Annotated in this window: 16 protein-coding genes; 11 read left to right on the top strand and 5 right to left on the bottom strand. The window is 60.3% G+C overall.

Annotated features, from left to right (window positions below; all coding sequences use genetic code 11):
* Window positions 1-424: 424 nt before the first annotated feature.
* Window positions 425-1,273 (bottom strand): N-acyl homoserine lactonase family protein, encoded by an 849-nt coding sequence (locus LVY75_04065; protein ID XAZ21138.1) that lies wholly within the window; start codon window positions 1,271-1,273, stop codon window positions 425-427.
* Window positions 1,274-1,408: 135 nt separating this feature from the next.
* Between LVY75_04065 and LVY75_04060 the strand changes: the two genes are divergently transcribed.
* Window positions 1,409-2,269 (top strand): helix-turn-helix domain-containing protein, encoded by an 861-nt coding sequence (locus LVY75_04060; protein ID XAZ21137.1) that lies wholly within the window; start codon window positions 1,409-1,411, stop codon window positions 2,267-2,269.
* 74 nt (window positions 2,270-2,343) lie between these two features.
* Here the strand turns inward: LVY75_04060 and LVY75_04055 are convergent, their stop codons facing one another.
* Window positions 2,344-3,294, bottom strand: coding sequence for a LysR family transcriptional regulator (locus tag LVY75_04055; GenBank protein XAZ21136.1), 951 nt, complete (start codon window positions 3,292-3,294; stop codon window positions 2,344-2,346).
* 98 nt (window positions 3,295-3,392) lie between these two features.
* On the opposite strand from LVY75_04055, the gene LVY75_04050 reads away from it, so the two are divergent.
* From LVY75_04050 to LVY75_04010, 9 genes are read left to right on the top strand one after another with little or no spacing between them, the layout of a single operon-like run.
* Window positions 3,393-4,268: a 6-chlorohydroxyquinol-1,2-dioxygenase gene (locus tag LVY75_04050; protein ID XAZ21135.1), complete on the top strand. Its 876-nt coding sequence runs from the start codon at window positions 3,393-3,395 to the stop codon at window positions 4,266-4,268.
* Window positions 4,265-5,326, top strand: coding sequence for a maleylacetate reductase (locus tag LVY75_04045; GenBank protein XAZ21134.1), 1,062 nt, complete (start codon window positions 4,265-4,267; stop codon window positions 5,324-5,326). Before LVY75_04050 ends, LVY75_04045 begins: the two co-directional genes overlap by 4 nt.
* A gap of 51 nt (window positions 5,327-5,377) precedes the next feature.
* Window positions 5,378-6,658, top strand: a complete 1,281-nt coding sequence (locus tag LVY75_04040) for an ABC transporter substrate-binding protein (protein ID XAZ21133.1) — start codon at window positions 5,378-5,380, stop codon at window positions 6,656-6,658.
* A gap of 53 nt (window positions 6,659-6,711) precedes the next feature.
* Window positions 6,712-7,431, top strand: coding sequence for an ABC transporter ATP-binding protein (locus LVY75_04035; protein ID XAZ21132.1), 720 nt, complete (start codon window positions 6,712-6,714; stop codon window positions 7,429-7,431).
* Window positions 7,431-8,153 (top strand): ABC transporter ATP-binding protein, encoded by a 723-nt coding sequence (locus tag LVY75_04030; protein XAZ21131.1) that lies wholly within the window; start codon window positions 7,431-7,433, stop codon window positions 8,151-8,153. Before LVY75_04035 ends, LVY75_04030 begins: the two co-directional genes overlap by 1 nt.
* Window positions 8,140-9,003 carry a branched-chain amino acid ABC transporter permease gene (locus LVY75_04025; protein XAZ21130.1) on the top strand — a complete coding sequence of 288 codons (864 nt, stop codon included), beginning with the start codon at window positions 8,140-8,142 and terminating at the stop codon, window positions 9,001-9,003. The genes LVY75_04030 and LVY75_04025 overlap by 14 nt, the downstream gene beginning before the upstream one ends.
* A gap of 9 nt (window positions 9,004-9,012) precedes the next feature.
* Window positions 9,013-10,128, top strand: coding sequence for a branched-chain amino acid ABC transporter permease (locus LVY75_04020; GenBank protein XAZ21129.1), 1,116 nt, complete (start codon window positions 9,013-9,015; stop codon window positions 10,126-10,128).
* A complete protein-coding gene (locus LVY75_04015; GenBank protein ID XAZ21128.1) occupies window positions 10,121-11,875 on the top strand; it encodes an FAD-dependent monooxygenase in 1,755 nt (584 codons plus the stop codon). Before LVY75_04020 ends, LVY75_04015 begins: the two co-directional genes overlap by 8 nt.
* A 7-nt stretch (window positions 11,876-11,882) precedes the next feature.
* A complete protein-coding gene (locus LVY75_04010; protein XAZ21127.1) occupies window positions 11,883-12,767 on the top strand; it encodes an intradiol ring-cleavage dioxygenase in 885 nt (294 codons plus the stop codon).
* A 119-nt stretch (window positions 12,768-12,886) separates the two neighbouring features.
* Here the strand turns inward: LVY75_04010 and LVY75_04005 are convergent, their stop codons facing one another.
* Window positions 12,887-13,924 (bottom strand): AraC family transcriptional regulator, encoded by a 1,038-nt coding sequence (locus LVY75_04005; protein ID XAZ21126.1) that lies wholly within the window; start codon window positions 13,922-13,924, stop codon window positions 12,887-12,889.
* A 151-nt stretch (window positions 13,925-14,075) separates the two neighbouring features.
* On the opposite strand from LVY75_04005, the gene LVY75_04000 reads away from it, so the two are divergent.
* Window positions 14,076-15,470, top strand: a complete 1,395-nt coding sequence (locus LVY75_04000) for an FAD-dependent oxidoreductase (protein XAZ21125.1) — start codon at window positions 14,076-14,078, stop codon at window positions 15,468-15,470.
* Window positions 15,471-15,804: 334 nt separating this feature from the next.
* Here LVY75_04000 and LVY75_03995 read toward each other — a convergent pair whose 3' ends face one another.
* Both LVY75_03995 and LVY75_03990 read right to left on the bottom strand, forming a co-directional pair.
* Window positions 15,805-16,143, bottom strand: a complete 339-nt coding sequence (locus LVY75_03995; protein XAZ21124.1) for a hypothetical protein — start codon at window positions 16,141-16,143, stop codon at window positions 15,805-15,807.
* 7 nt (window positions 16,144-16,150) lie between these two features.
* Entirely contained in the window at window positions 16,151-16,711 is a 561-nt protein-coding gene (locus tag LVY75_03990) for a hypothetical protein (protein XAZ21123.1), read from the bottom strand.
* Window positions 16,712-16,714: the final 3 nt, after the last annotated feature.

Raw genomic sequence — 16,714 nt, 5'->3', positions numbered from 1 at the left:
TCGTCCTTCAAGCCCCCAACGCAGTCTTTTCTGACGCAGCCTCGTCATGAGTGCGACGAGAATATTGGGGCTCGCCACCCAGCACGAAGACGAGCCCCAGCCCCGGTGCCTGTCTCATCTATGCCCTTCACCGTGACGATCCGATTAGAACCCCGCGCCTTGGCGGCCGCAATTCGATCGATCGGATTAGCTCTACCGTCTGCCGCATAGAATCCCGCTAGTGCGGGCTTTTTTGGGCAATTATTTCGGAAGCGAAACTGTGGATAAGTTGGCAATGCCTCGATGTGATTAGCCTTTTCCGAATTGCCGTTTGGTGGTCGGCCTCCGGTTGTCGAGGGAATGATGTGGCGACCTGACCCGTTGCTGCCACCGGCATCTCATGCCGGTGGCAATTGTAACCACAGCCCAATGGCGACTGTGTCTCTTACCTTGCGCTTTCGGGGAAGACCGGCAGGCGCGAGATATGGGTGGGATCGTGCTGGATGACGAGCGTGGCATTCAGCCCGGCGGCAACCGCCTCGAGGCGTTCCATCGATGCAAGTGTATCTGCCCGGTTTTCATTGAAACCCGGCACGCCATGAGTGGCCAGATTGTCCGCGAAGTGCACGACATCGCCGGAAAGCAGGACCGGTCCCCTCTTCGCAAGCTTTACCAGGAGGGCGGCTTCCCCTTTGGTATGGCCAGGCATCGATAGCATTATCACGCTACCGTCGCCGAAGACGTCGCGGTCACCGGTCACGAGGTCGAGTTTCGCCTTGCCATCAAGCCAGGGTTTGACGAGATCCGGTACAACCGCGAAGGGTAGGGGGTTGTCATGAAAAGTCTGCCAGTCGGCAGCCCCAATCATGAGCGTTGCTTTCGAAAAGGTCGCGGCCTGCCCGAGATGGTCGAAATGGTTGTGGCTGATACCGATGGTGGCGATCTGCTCCGGTTTGATGCCGATCTGTTTCAACTGTGTCGGGATGTCGGTTTTGAGCGAGACGCCGATCGGCGCATCCTGATCGGGTGCCTTGCCGATGAGGCCGGCAGGAAGCCCTGTGTCCCAAAGCAGGTAATCGCCACCGTGGCGGATCACGTAGCAGCTGTCGGTCAGCACGCCCTTCTTGCCGGCAAAGGCGAACGTGTCCGAAAACATCGACAGATCCTTGACGATGACGTCGCCACAATCGAGACGCCAAAGTTCAAGGTCTGGAGCCGCGCGTGTCGGAGTGGAGGCGAAAGATAGCGATGCGACCGTTGCTCCGATTGCAAGCGCAAATTTGAAGGTCTTCATAAAGGTCTCCTTGTGTTGAAGACCTTTCTTATGCCGCCCTTCCTCGCAGGCCGTGCGCCAGATTTGTGGTCACTTGAGCCCGAAACGCTCACCCGCGGTATTTTTTCTTGCCGCGCCTTCTCATACATTGCGCTTATGAACATGATGATCCGCGACCGACGTTCCGAGCTTTCCCGCCGCCTGCTCGATCGACTCCGCCCCATGGTGGCGGGGAAGCTCGACGTAGGGATGCATCCTTATGGCGAGCAACTGTTCGCCTATTGCTGCTTCGACCGCGAACGGCTGGCCGCTCTTCGACTTGATTGTCCCATGATCTGCATCGTGCTTCACGGCCAAAAGGACGTGTGGCTTGGCGATCGCACCCGGTCCTTCCCAGCCGGCTCGCTCTTCGTGTTGCCCGGCGGTGTAGCGATGGACGTGGTCAACATTCCGGACGACAAGACGGGCGTCTATGCAGCGTTGCGGCTCGACGTGCCGTCCCTGCCGGTGGGCATTCCACCGCTTTCCGTTGCAGAGCGCGCCGGTCGTGCCGCCGATCTCGATGCAGTGCCGCTGAGCATCGATCTCGTCGAGACGATTTGCCATGCAGCATCCACGATCGCCGATGTCAGCGTTGGCGAAACGATCAAGCGGCTGAGGCTGACAGAAGTTCTGGCGCTATTGCGGCCGCTTGCCGAGGCCCGACCGCTCTTCAGACAAAGCCTGTCGGACGATATCGCCTGGCTGATCGCAACTGCTCCTTCAGAGCCCTGGAACGTTTCTGATGTTGCAGAAAAACTTGGAATTGGAGCGTCCACGCTGCGACGTCGATTGGCCACGGACGGCACCTCCTTCCGTGCAATCTTGCGGCGCGAGCGTCTAAGGGCAGCGCAACATGCAATCACGTCCGGCGCGACGGCAATCGCCGCCGCCGAGGCTGCGGGTTACGTGTCGCGTTCACACTTTTCCCGCCGGTTTCGCGAGAGTTTTGGGACCAGTCCGACAGGGCGGTCATAACATCGAAAGTCTGTGAACCAGTTTCGCTGTCGTTCGAAACGCTTTGACGCGTCACGATCGGAGCGACTGGCATATCAAAGACCCCATACGACCGCCTCCTCGTGGCGTTTGATGAGGTGCCTCAGACTTTCGAAGCCGGAGCGGACAAATGTGGCAAACTGGTCGACGGCGGGCGAACGGGGCGCATCGACACGGCTGAGGATCGCCAACGCTCGTTCGGGATGCGGAATAGTGATGGGCAGTGCCGTGATCGATTTGTCCCTGCGCTGCGCAAAGACGACGCTATGGGGCATGATCGTCAGCGCATCGGCCATTTTCAGATAGTTGATCACTGCCATCAGCGAACCGCCCGAATAGCGGATCTTGAGCTCGGTTGCCCCGAATGAGAGAAGCAGCGCGCGCAAATCCGCGAGCAAGGGGCTGCCCGGTGGCGGTGCGACCCACGGATATTCGAGAAGATGGCTTGGCTGCGGCCGCCGCTTCAAGAGCAGGGGATGCGTGACCCGGCAGGCGACAACGTTGCGGCCGGGAAGAATCTGCTGAAACTCGAGCCCCGACCCTTCGTCGAGAATATCGATCGGACAGATAGCAAGGTCGATCTGGTCGGCCTTCAACGCCGCCCTGAGATCCGGGAAGTAACCGTAGCTCTGGTCGATGCGTACATCGGGGTGGCTCGACTGAAACTCCGCACAGATGCCGGCAATCAGTCCGTCCATGAAAAAGGGCGTGCCGCCTACGCGCACGACGCCGCTCTTGCCGACCCTGAAACTCTCGACGAGATCGGAGGCCTTGCGTGAGGACGCCAGCATGACGAAACCGTGCTCGGCGAGAGCGAGACCAAAAGCTGTCGGCTGCAGCGGGCGACGGCCCTTGACGAACAGCGGCTCGCCCAGGCGTTTCTCCAGCATCGACAAGGTGCGCGAGACGGCAGGTTGCGCGAGCCCCAGCAAAGCCGCGCCTTCGGTAACGCCGCCGGTCTTGACGACGGCCGCGAGCTGGATCAGGTGACGCTCATCGATCTTCATAACGATCTGTTATATTATCTTCCAACAAAATCATCAATCGATGTGTCTCCACCTGCTATTCTCCCGATACTGTCGCAGAGCAAGTCGGGAGGATTGGCATGGCGGGGCGCTCTCAACCGCTGACATTCAGCGAGGCTACTTCGTCCGAAGCCTTCGCCGAGCGCTTTTCTTCCGGTCGGGACGACAGGCTGGTCGAACTGCTCGCCGCTGCCGTGACCCATGTGCACGACCTCATCAAACAATTTCGGCCGACCCAGGACGAGTGGCGAAGGTTCATCGCCTTCCTGACGGAGGTCGGTCATGCCTCGGACGAGCGCCGGCAGGAATGGGTCCTCCTGTCCGATCTGGTCGGCGCTTCGGCACTCGTAGAAGATATCAATTCGCGCCGGCCTAAGGGGGCGACGCCCAATACCATCCGCGGGCCGTTCTTCCGCGCCGATGCGCCGGAACGTGCTTCGGCTTCGTCGATCTCGCTCGATGGCATCGGCGAACCGCTGTTGGTCTCGGTTTGTGTCCAGGATCTCGACGGCCTCCCGGTCGCAGATGCTGAGGTGGTGACCTGGCAGGCCAATGCAGAGGGCTTCTACGAGAACCAGCAGCCGGATCTCCAGCCGGAACATAATCTGCGCGGCCTGTTCAGAACCGATGCGCAGGGGTGTTTTTCCTATCGCTCCGTTGTTCCGTCCGGCTACGGCGTGCCGGCCGACGGTCCTGTCGGCGGGCTGCTGTCTGCGGCCGGTTATCCGTTGCGCCGGCCGGCGCATCTGCATTTCGTTGTGCGTGCGAAAGGCTTCGAGACGATTACGACGCATGTCTACGACGCGAGTGATCCGCATCTGCACCAAGACGCGCTGTTTGGCGTGCGGCCCGAACTCGTCACCTCTTTCGATCCCCACGAGGTCGACGGTCGCAGCGCAAAGGCAGTCAAACTTACCTTCGTCATGGTCCGGGCAAAACCGGGGAGGGCGGCATGATCGGCCCATTCTCCTATGCGGGCAGTCCTGCGCAGATCGTCTTCGGTACGGGCAGTAAAAACAAACTGGCTGAATGGATTGCCAATGCCGGCTGCAAGCGGGCACTGGTCCTTTCGACGCCGCATCAGGGGGCCGATGCCGAAGCACTGGCCCGCGACATTGGCCCGCTTGCCTGTGGCGTCTTTGCCGGCGCAGTCATGCACACGCCCGTCGACGTGACCGAGGCCGCGATGAAGGTCGTGGCCGAAACCAGGACGGATTGTGTGGTCTCGCTCGGCGGAGGATCGACGACGGGGCTCGGCAAGGCGATTGCCTATCGCACCGACCTTCCGCAGATCGTCGTGCCAACCACCTATGCCGGCTCGGAAGTCACCCCCATTCTTGGCCAGACGGAAGGCGGTCGCAAGACGACTGTTCGCGACGCACGGATCCTGCCGGAAATCGTCATCTACGATCCGGCGTTGACCCTGGGACTGCCCGTTTCGATGAGCGTGACGAGCGGGCTCAATGCCATGGCGCATGCCGTCGAGGGTCTCTATGCGCGCGATCGCAATCCGATTTCGACCCTGATGGCCCTTGAGGGCCTACGCGCCTTTTCCCGCAGCCTGCCCGTAATCGTCGAAAGGCCCGATGACGCGGGCGCCCGAAATGAAGCGCTCTATGGCGCCTGGCTCTGCGGCACGGTGCTCGGCACTGTCGGCATGGCGTTGCATCACAAAATTTGCCACACGCTGGGCGGTTCTTTTGAAACCCCGCATGCTGAAACCCATGCGGTGATGCTACCGCATACGGCCGCGTTCAACGCCAAGGCGGCAGCATCGGAACTTGCTACGGCAGCCGACATCTTTGGCGGTTCGATCGGCGGCGGGCTTTGGGATTTTGCCAAAGCGATCGGCGCACCTTTGTCGCTCAAGGAATTCGGATTGTCACAGGCCGATCTCGACCGCGCTGCATCGATCGCCGTCGAAAATCCTTACTGGAACCCGCGCCCCATCGATCGGGATTCGATCCGGGCGCTCTTGCAGGAGGCCTGGGAAGGCCGCCGGCCGGTAGATTGAAGATCTGCCGGATCACGCGCTCTTTGGGAGGAGAGGAAAATGGGAGGATACATGTTTACGAGACGCGATTTTCTGAAGACGACGGCCGCCGGCGGAGCCGCGCTTGCTGCGTCCGGCCTGGCTGCGCCAGCAATCGGCCAGACGGCGGCTATCAAACTTGGTTACGTCAGTCCGCAGACCGGTCCGCTTGCCGCTTTCGGCGAGGCTGACAAGTTCGTCATCGATTCCTTCCTGGCAACGACCAAGAAGCTCGGCCTCAGCTATGAAGTCGTGATCAAGGACAGCCAGTCCAACCCCAACCGCGCCGCCGAAGTTGCCAAGGAACTGATCGTCGACGACCAGATCAACCTCATGCTGGTATCCTCAACGCCGGAGACGACCAACCCGGTTTCCACGACCTGCGAAGGCGAGGGCATGCCCTGCATTTCGACGGTTGCGCCCTGGCAGCCCTGGTTTATCGGCCAGCAGGGTAATCCGGGCGACCCTGCCTCATGGAAGCCCTTCGACTATGCCTACCATTTCTTCTGGGGGCTGGAGGATATCATTGCCGTCTTCACCGGCATGTGGGGCCAGATCGAAACCAACAAGAAGATCGGCGGGCTGTTTCCGAACGACGGAGATGGCAATGCCTGGGGCGACAAGGTCGTCGGCTTTCCGCCCGTGCTCGAAAAGCTCGGTTATGGTTTGACCGATACCGGCCGCTACCAGAACCTGACGGATGATTTCTCCGCACAGATCAACGCCTTCAAGCAGGCGCAAACCGAAATCCTGACAGGCGTGATGATCCCGCCCGACCTCACCACCTTCTGGAACCAGGCCAAGCAGCAGGGTCTGAAGCCGAAGATTGCCTCGATCGGCAAGGCGCTTCTTTTCCCGCAGACCGTCGAGGCGCTTGGCAATGCCGGCCACAATCTGTCGACGGAAGTCTGGTGGACACCGAGCCATCCGTTCAAATCCTCGCTGACCGGTGAGACGACGGCTGCCGTTGCTGACGCCTTCACGAAATCCACCGGTCGTCCCTGGACGCAGCCGATCGGCTTTGCCCATGCCCTGTTCGAACTCGCCGTCGACGTCATGAAGCGCGCCGGCGATGTCAGCGACGGTGATGCGGTGGCGAAGGCGATCGGGGAAACCAAGCTCGATACGCTGGTCGGACCGATTGCCTGGGGCAATGAGAAGCTTCCGCCCTTCGCTCAGAAAAACGTCGCCAAGACGCCGCTGGTCGGCGGTCAGTGGCGGCTGAAATCGGGCGGCGGCTACGATCTCGTCGTCGTCGAAAATGGCCTTGCACCAAACGTGCCGCTCGGCGGCAAGCTCGAAGCCCTTGCGTAGGGTGCACGTCCGCCCGGCTCTGCGGCCGGGCGGATATTTGCGGAGATTGGCCGATGCCCATCCTGGAACTTAATGCTGTCTCGAAGTCCTTCGGCGCGCTCGTCGTTGCAGAGGATATCAGCTTTTCGGTCGAGCCTGGCGAGGCGCTCGGGGTCATCGGACCGAATGGCGCCGGCAAATCCACGCTCTTCAATCTGATCAACGGCAATCTGTCCGTTGCGGGCGGCGCTATCAGCTTCGACGGCCGCGACGTTACCCATGCGCCGCCGATGCAGCGCTGCCTTGCCGGCATGGGCCGCACCTTCCAGATCCCGCAACCTTTCGAGCGCCTGACTGTCTATGAAAACCTTCTGGTCGCAGGCGCTTTTGGTACCCGGGCGAGGGAAGCCGATGTCGCAGGCTTCTGCGCCGATATTCTGGTCGAGACCGGTCTGATTGCCAAAGCCAACAGGCCGGCGGCATCGCTCACCCTTTTGGAGCGTAAACGGCTGGAACTCGCCCGCGCGCTTGCCACCAAGCCGAAGCTTCTGCTCCTCGACGAAATCGCCGGCGGCCTGACGGAGGGCGAGTGCCGGCAGCTGGTCGCGACGATCAGGCGCGTTCATCAGCGCGGCATGACCATCATCTGGATCGAGCACGTGCTGCATGCGCTGACGGCGGTTGCCGAGCGCATCCTGGTCCTCAATTTCGGACGGGTCGTCGGCATCGGTGCGCCGGAGGCGATCATGGCTTCGGACGAGGTGCGCACCATCTATCTCGGTATGGAGGTCTGATGGCAAGCCTTCTTGAGATCCGCGGCCTGACGGCTTTTTACGGCGACTTCCAGGCTATTTTCGGCATCGACATTGATCTCGATGCCGGTGAGACGATTGCCGTCATCGGCGCCAACGGAGCGGGAAAGTCGACGCTGATGCGCTCGATCGCTGGCGTGATTGCGAACCGGGCGGACATGGTCCTGCATCGGGGCGAGGCGATCGGTGCAATGCCTGCCTTTGATGTCGTGGGTCGCGGCATCGCTCTCGTGCCGGAAGGGCGCAAGCTCTTCGCTTCGCTGACGGTGGAAGAGAATTTGCAGATCGGCGGCTATGGCTCCAAGCGCTCCGGACCGTGGTCGTTGGAAAGCGTCTACGCTCTGTTTCCGGTCCTGAAAGAGCGACGCGGCAGTCCGGCGACAGCACTTTCCGGCGGCCAACAGCAGATGGTGGCAATCGGCCGGGCCCTGATGTCGAACCCGGAAATCCTTCTCTGCGATGAGCTCAGCCTCGGCCTGGCGCCTGTCGTCATCAAGGACATCTACGCTGCCTTCACTCGTATTCGTGCATCCGGGATGGCGATCGTCGTCGTCGAGCAGGACATCGCCCAGGCCCTGAAGGTCGCCGATCGTGTCTATTGCATGATGGAGGGACGGATCACACTCACCGGGCGCCCTGCCGATCTCGACAGGGCCGAAATCCATGCAGCCTATTTCGGAGCGGAGAGCGATGAACTGGCTTGATACGGTTCTTCAAGGGGTATTGCTTGGCGGGCTCTATGCGCTGTTTGCGGCTGGCCTCAGTCTGGTCTTCGGGATCATGCGGCTTGTCAATCTCGCCCACGGTGACCTCATCGTGCTGGCAGCGTTCTTGATCCTGCTTCTCGTTTCGTCGCTCGGCCTCGATCCATTCGTTGCGGCGCTGATTGCCGCACCCCTGATGTTTGCGATCGGCTGGCTGCTGCAATACCACCTTCTTAACCGCACGCTCGGCAAGGATGTCCTGCCGCCACTGCTTGTGACCTTTGGCCTCTCCATCGTCATCCAGAACGGCCTTCTAGAGGCCTTCACGGCCGACAGCAGAAGGATCTCCGCCGGCGCGCTGGAGACGGCGTCGCTGCAACTGGGGAGCATCAATGCCGGCCTGATGCCGCTCCTGACCTTCGGCTCGGCAGTCGTGGTCATCGTCGCCTTGAACCAGCTCATCTATCGCACGGCCCTTGGGCGCGCCTTCCGCGCGACGTCGGATGATGTGGTCACCGCCGGCCTGATGGGTATTCGCCCGAATTCGATCTTCGCCATCGCCACGGGCCTGGCGATGATGATCGTTACCATCGCCGCACTCTATCTCGGCATGCGGGCGAATTTCGATCCGACAGCCGGGCCGGCGCGGCTGATCTATGCTTTCGAAGCGGTGATCATCGGCGGTCTCGGATCGCTCTGGGGCACACTTGCCGGCGGAATCATCCTCGGGCTGGCGCAGACGATCGGCGCCGCCATCAATCCGGAATGGCAGATCCTTGCCGGGCATCTCGCCTTCCTGATCGTCCTGCTCCTGCGTCCGCGCGGCCTCTTTCCGCGCGCTGTCGATTGAGGCCGCGCCATGACCACGGGTTTGGAAACGATGACGAGCGGTAGTCAAGCATCCCCCGACTGGCGGATCGAGACAGGCACACGGCTGTCGCGGGCCTTTTCATTCGTCTGCCTGGTTGTGTTCGCCGCCCTTGCGGTCGCACCGCTTTTGCTGTCGCGCGGCGTAGTGCAGGATCTGTTCTTCATTCTGACGATGCTGACGCTGGCGCAGAGCTGGAACCTGCTTGCAGGTTATGCGGGGCTGATTTCGGTCGGCCAGCAGCTCTTTGTCGGTTGCGGCGCCTATGCTCTCTTCGGCCTTGTCATTCTTGCCGGGCTCGACCCGATATTCGCAATTCCGCTCGCCGGCGTTTCGGCCATGCTCATCGCCGTGCCAACCGCGTTCTTCGCCTTTCGCCTCTACGGTCCCTATTTTGCGATCGGAACGTGGGTGATCGCCGAAGTCGGGCGGCTGGTGCTTGCCCAATGGAAGGCGCTCGGCGGCGGCACCGGCACATCGCTGCCGCGGGATGCGACCCGCGACATGCTCGGCATTTCCCTCCTTGAAGACTGGTTCGGCATGCGTGCGGCAGCGGCAGCCGACGCCCTGTCCTTCTGGCTCGCGCTAATCGTTACGGCTATCACAATTGCAATCGTCTACAAGCTGTTGCGCAGCCGGCAGGGTCTCGGGCTTGCCGCAGTGCGCGACAACGAGACGGCGGCGCGTGCGCTCGGCGTCGATGCACGCCGGTTGAAGACGATGATCTATCTGCTCACGGCCTTCATTACCGGCATCATCGGCGCGCTCATCTATCTCCAGAAGGCGCGGATATCGCCCGACGCCGCCTTCTCGCTGACCGACTGGACGGCCTACGTCATCTTCATCACGGTCATCGGCGGCATCGGCACGATCGAAGGGCCGATCCTTGGCGTGCTGGTCTTCTTCTTCCTGCAGAACGCCTTTTCGGCCTACGGCTCCTGGTACCTTTTGGCACTTGGAGCACTCGCCGTCGTCACCATGCTGTTTGCACCCCGGGGTCTCTGGGGGCTGATATCCGACCGTACCGGCTTCGAACTCTTTCCGGTTCGTCGCCTGCTCAGGGGCGGACCTGTTGTACCAAATGAAAAGGGAGGGCCGAATGGCTGACATCACCACCGACGTCTTGATCATAGGCACGGGACCTGCGGGTTCGGCGACCGCCGCATTGCTTGCGAGCTACGGTCTGGAGCCGCTTATCATCAATCGCTATCGCTGGCTCGCCAATACGCCACGCGCGCACATCACCAACCAGCGCACGATGGAGGTCCTGCGCGATCTCGGCCGGGACGTTGAAGATGAGGCATATCTCTTTGCGACCGAACAGGACCTGATGGGCCAGAACGTCTTCTGTACGGCGGTGGCCGGCGAGGAAATCGGCCGCATGCAGAGCTGGGGCAATCATCCACTGTCACGTGCCGAGCATCTCCTGTCCTCGCCAGGGCGGATGAACGACCTGCCGCAGACCTATATGGAGCCGCTGCTCTTCAAGACGGCCTGCTCGCGCGGCGCCCAGTCGCGCATGTCGACCGAATATTTGAGCCACGTCCAGGACGCGGGTGGAGTCACGACGACCTGCCTCGACCGCCTGACGGGCAAGGAAGTGGTGATCCGCTCGAAATTCCTCGTCGGCGCAGACGGCGGCAATTCGAAGGTCGCCGAACATGCCGGCCTGTCCTTCGAGGGCCGCATGGGCGTTGCCGGTTCCATGAATATCCTCTTCGAGGCTGATCTGTCGCGTTATGTCGCCCATCGTCCTTCCGTGCTCTACTGGGTACTGCAGCCGGGCGCGGATGTCGGCGGTATCGGCATGGGCCTCGTGCGCATGGTGCGGCCCTGGAATGAGTGGTTGATCGTCTGGGGCTATGACATTAACCAGCCGGCACCTGCCGTCGACAACGCCTTTGCAACCAAGGTTGTGCGTGAACTGGTCGGCGTTCCCGACCTTGAACCAAAGATCAAGTCGGTCTCCACCTGGACGGTCAACAACATGTATGCGACGACCCTGTCGAGCGGCCGGGTCTTCTGCATGGGCGACGCAGTGCACCGTCATCCGCCATCGAATGGCCTGGGCTCCAACACCTCGATCCAGGACGGGTTCAATCTCGCCTGGAAGCTTGCCATGGTGATCCGAGGACAGGCCGGAATGGGCCTCCTCGACAGCTATCAGGCCGAGCGCGCGCCGATCGCCAAACAGATCGTCACTCGCGCCAACAAGTCGATCGAGGAATTCGGTCCGATCTTCAAGGCGCTTGGCCTCCTGGATTCCGTCGATCCCGTCAAGATGCAGCAGAACATGGACGCACGTTGTGATGACGGTGAGGCTGCCGAACGCCAGCGCGCGGCAATCCGCGATGCCATTGCCTATAAGGTCTATGAATTTGACGCTCATGGCGTCGAAATGAATCATCGCTATGCATCGAACGCGGTCGTCAAGGACGGGCAGGCGGAGCCCGCCTTCGAAAAGGATGCCGAACTTCATTGCCAGCCGACCACCTGGCCAGGTGCACGGCTTCCGCATGTCTGGTTGTTCGGGGCGCAGGGAGAAAAGGTTTCCAGTCTCGATCTCACCGGTCACGGGTTCTTCACGATCCTGACCGGGATCGGTGGCGACGGCTGGATTTCCGCAGCAAAGGCGCTTTCAAAGGAATTCGGAGTGCCGATCACTGTGCACAAGATCGGTCCCCGCCAGATTTGGCAGGACCTGACGGGAGACTGGGCACGCGCCCGCGAGATCAGCGATTCCGGCGCCCTGCTCGTTCGTCCCGACCATCATGTCGCTTGGCGTTCACATGTAGCGGCCTCCGAGCCGGAAGCAGAACTGCGCCGCGTGCTGAAAACAATCCTGGATCGGTGAGGTCGTTATGGGTGCTGAAGAAAACGGTTATTTCACCGAGGAAAATTCCGTCGATGTCGTCATAAGCCGCAATGCGGGGGCAAAGAGCGAACGGCTGAAGCAGATCATGGAGGTCGTCACCCGCAAGCTCCATGAGGCGGTGAAGGAACTCGAGCCGACGCAGGAGGAGTGGATGGATGCGATCCTCTTCCTCACGCGCACCGGCCATACCTGCACCGACTGGCGGCAGGAATTCATTCTGCTGTCGGACGTGCTCGGTGTTTCGATGCTGGTCGACGCGATCAACAATCGCAAACCTACCGGCGCCTCGGAAAGCACCGTGCTCGGCCCGTTCCATGTCGCCGACGCGCCGAAATTGCCTATGGGCGCCAATATCTGCCTCGACCACAAGGGCGAAGACATGGTCATCAGCGGCCGCATACTGGATACCGACGGCAAGCCGATCGCGGGCGCCGTTCTCGATGTCTGGCAGGCCAATGACGAAGGTTTCTATGACGTGCAGCAGCAGGGCATTCAGCCGGATTTCAATCTGCGCGGCGTCTTCCGAACGGGTGAGGACGGGCGCTACTTGTTCCGCGCGGTCAAGCCCAAATATTATCCGATTCCCGATGACGGACCGGTTGGGCAGATGCTGGGCGCGCTCGGCCGTCACCCCTACAGGCCGGCGCATCTGCACTACATCATCAAGGCGGAAGGGTTCGAGAAGCTCGTCACACACATCTTTGATCCCGACGATCCCTATATCCGTTCGGACGCGGTGTTTGGCGTAAAGGAGAGCCTTCTCGCCGACTTCAGATTGACTGAGGATCCCGCGCACGCCAGGGAACTCGGCTTCGAGGGGAAATTCTGGCAGGTCGAGCACGATTTCGTGCTGGCGCCAGTTAATTCTTAGTCGGGACAGGTGGTTGCCGCTTCGACCAAAGGTGTCTCGTCGTCGCAAAGGGCGTCAATGGCATGCGGCTGCCGGTTGGCGCTGAGAGACTGATATTCCTCGGAATATGCTGGAAAAGTTCAGGCTTCTTTCGACGCATTCCGAAGCCGTTGATGCCGGCCTCGTTGAGGGGCGGCGGCGGATGCATCGTCCGTGTCCGCCGTCTCTTTGGCCATCCGCGAGGCGCGCCATTGGGCCGGGGTCAATCCCAGATGCTGCTTGAAGGCACGCTGGAAGGCAGCTTCAGATCGATAACCGGCCAGATCGGCTGCCGCAGCGGTCGATGTCGTCTGCACCCGCAGCGCATTCGCAGCGAGCGTGATGCGAACGTCCTGGAGAAGGTCGGTAGCGGAGCGGCCCAAACTGCTCTGGAAGTAGCGCGCCAAACTTGCACGAGACAAGTTGCAGAGGCTTGCAAGTTTCGAAAGCGTCCATGGGCGGGCGGGTTCGAAGAATATCGCGTTGATCGCAGGAGCGAGCCTGACATGGCTTGCGAGGGCGACCAGCCCGAGTGGTGCGTCATGGGATTGACTTGCCAGCCGGAGCGCCAGCGTGAACAGCGCTGCTGAGAACGCATTCAGCATCGCCTGACCGCCAATCCCCTCGACGTTCGCCTCGGCCCGCATGAGCGCCACCAGGGCCTCCATCTGTCGGCGCGTCACGGATTGTGGTGACGTCGCTGAGTTAGACGTTCCCCGTACGACCATCCGGGAACGCAGGTAAGTCCCCAGCAGTCGGTCATGCGGTGAGGCAAGCACGAAGCGGCCACAAAGCATGTCCAGCCGTTCGCCTTGGCCGGCATTCTCGCTGATCACCACATTCAGCCCTTGCCTCTGCGTCGCCTTCCCCGGCTCGGCGCCGCTGCCATCGGTCAGAACGTGAGGCGCTCCAGCGGGAACCAGCAGAATGTCGCCGGGCGTGAGACGTTGTTCTCTGTTGCCGTCACTATCATTCAGCCATGCCTCGCCGCTCAATATCACGTGATAAACGATGTCCTGGACGGGGCCTTGTTCATAGGCAACCCGCCAAGGTGCACCGTAAAGGCAGTGAAGCTCCAGCTTGCCGGTGACCGGCATCATTTCGAGTAGACGACTGAGCCAATCGATGCCTTGTGACATGTCGATCCCTTCAAGATGAGTCGATCGAGCATGAATATGAGCTAAATCGGCATTAATCAAATCACGCCGTCATTATAACCTGCTCCTATCGTCATTGCAGAAGCAGATCGCCTTCGAAGCGCTCGGCTGCTGCCAGCTCACGGAGAGTCCCATGCCTGATATTGAGAATTTCGACACTCTGATCCTTGGCAGCGGCCAGGGCGGTAAATTGCTCGCTTGGCACCTGGCTCGTTCCGGTCAGAAAGTTGCGGTTGTCGAAAGAAGGTGGGTCGGCGGTTCTTGCCCGGCGGTCGCCTGTCTGCCCAGCAAAAACGAGATCTGGAGCGCGCGAGTTGCTCATCTGGTTCAGCACGCGGCCGAATTCGGTACCGCGACCGGACCAGTCAGCGTCGATATGGCAGCCGTCCGCCGGCGCAAGCAAGCGATGGTCGATCGGGAGATCGCGTTTCACCTTGATGCCTATAAGGCAAGCGGTGCCGAACTCATCATGGGGGAGGGAAAGTTCGTCGAGCCGAAGACCATCGAAGTCAGCTTGAACGATGGCGGTCAGCGCAGGCTTTCCGGCAATCAGGTGGTGGTGAATGTCGGCAGTCATGCTGCGATACCGGATATCCCTGGCCTGCCGGCAGCGCGCGCAATGACACATATCGAGGCTCTCGAGCTCGACTATCTGCCGTCTCATCTGATCGTGCTCGGAGGTGGCTATGTGGGTATTGAAATGGCGCAGGCATACCGCCGCTTCGGTAGCCGGGTGACCATTATCGAACCATCGCAGCGGTTGATGGCTCGGGAGGATGCCGACGTCGCCGAGGAGATACAGCGCATACTTGCCTCAGAAGGGATCGAAGTCGTCCTGGGCGCCAGGCCGACACAGGTGCGGGGCTTGTCTGGGGATGCTGTTGTTGTCGAAATTCAAACCGACGCCGGGAACCGGACCGTCGAAGGCAGCGACTTGCTGGTGGCTGCCGGTCGGGTTCCAAACACGGCCGACATCGGACTTGAGAAGACCGGTGTCGAACTGGATACTCGCGGATTCATTCGCGTCAATGAACGTCTGGAAGCTACGAAAGACGGCGTCTGGGCGATCGGCGAGTGCGCCGGCAGTCCGCAGTTTACGCATGTGTCTGTCGATGATTTCCGGATCGTTCGCGACAACATGGCGGGAGGCAACCGTCGCACCGACGCTCGCCAGATCCCCTATGTGATGTTTACGGATCCTCCGCTTGCCCGTGTCGGCATGAGCGAAAGCGAAGCCCAGCGCCTGGGCATCGCCTATCGGGTCGCGACACTGCCCATGGGAAATGTGCTGCGCACCGAAGCAACCGAGGAGACGCAAGGCTTCATGAAAGCTATTGTAGGCGCGAATGATGATCGCATCCTGGGTTTTACGATGATCGGCTCCGAAGCCGGAGAGGTCATGGCCGTGGTTCAAACGGCAATGATGGGCGGACTGCCCTATACTCAGCTTCGCGAAGCGGTAATCGTGCACCTGACGATAGCGGAAGGCCTCGGCCCGCTTTTTGCTGGAATTCGCTCGCTGAAATAGTTGATCAGGGCGTTCTTGGCGCAGGAGAATGCATCACACCATCATCGGTCTTGCGCTCTCACCGGTCGGCCAGTCCGACCGGTCGGGTGAGCCTCGGGCCGATGCATTTGCGCTTATCACGGGGTCACGCGTCGAGCCGCGGGTATGCAGGAAAACAGGATTGGCTTGATGGATCTGAGATATATGCCCAGCCTTAGGAGAGGTTCATTTCACGATCTGATAGCAAAACCCCGAAACTCATTTCCAGGTCTTCACTAAATAGCCTTCCGTCGATGCGCTGCGCACCTATCGCTCGTTTTCTGTCGTCATGCCTTTCCGCCGATAGCAGCAAACTTTACGCCAGGCGCAAATCAACCAGTGGATGCAGCTTTTTCAAATTCGGAAGCGATTTTGCTTGCCAGGGATATTGGTTGGTGCCTTTCACAACGAGCTGAAGCTCGTCCATTTTCCTGGCCTCGATTGTCAGTTTGGCAAGCAGGTTTATGCCGGAAGAGTTGAGGAACTCGAGGCCAGTCAAGTTGAATATTACCTGTTTGTGACCTCCATGGAGCAGCCCCAGTATCATCGAATGAATAGGCGCGTAGGCGTCGGGTCCTGCCAGCCGAAATACACCATCTAGATATACTTCGTTGTTTTCAGCCCATACACGGAAGTTTTCGTCCCTGATTTCCATTTTTCGCTCACAGATTGGAGGAGGGCGGTAAAGCCACCAAGGCTGTCGTCGTCAGTTTGAATTCGTCCTCGTCGGCCTCTTCGAATGCCCACGCCATTTTTGCATCATAATCGCTTAAGAGGGTGAGCAAACCCAAACCGGAGCCACTCCCTTCGGATATGGCATTGCTTTCGATTCGTTCCAGAAGGAGTTCACCAGGTTCCGTCGAGCGAAGTCGGTGCAGCAGTTGCTGCAGACGAGATGACGATGCGCCATCGATGTTGTTCGTTATCCTCATGAAAAAGCATCCGTCGGATATTCCGGCTTCGATGAGGATTTCTCCTGGCCGTCGAAATTTTACGGCATTTTCGATCAGCTCGTTGCTGAGATAGCCGATGTCGTGATGGGCTTGCGTGTAGTCTCTCTTCGAGTGGGAATAGGGCAGCGCCATAACTTCTGCGATAAAGTCCGAAGTCATGCCCGAATGTTTCCACCCGAGTTGAAGCGGTCCGTCGTGCAAGGTCAGACGCGTGCTTGCATCCAGGTTCTCACCTGCAAGAGTTTCGATTCCATATAACGTCGGTGTCATGCA

It is taken from the genome of Sinorhizobium sp. B11 (assembly GCA_039725955.1).
In the GTDB taxonomy this organism is placed as follows: Bacteria; Pseudomonadota; Alphaproteobacteria; order Rhizobiales; family Rhizobiaceae; genus Rhizobium.
This window is presented reverse-complemented; position numbering and strand designations above follow the sequence as displayed.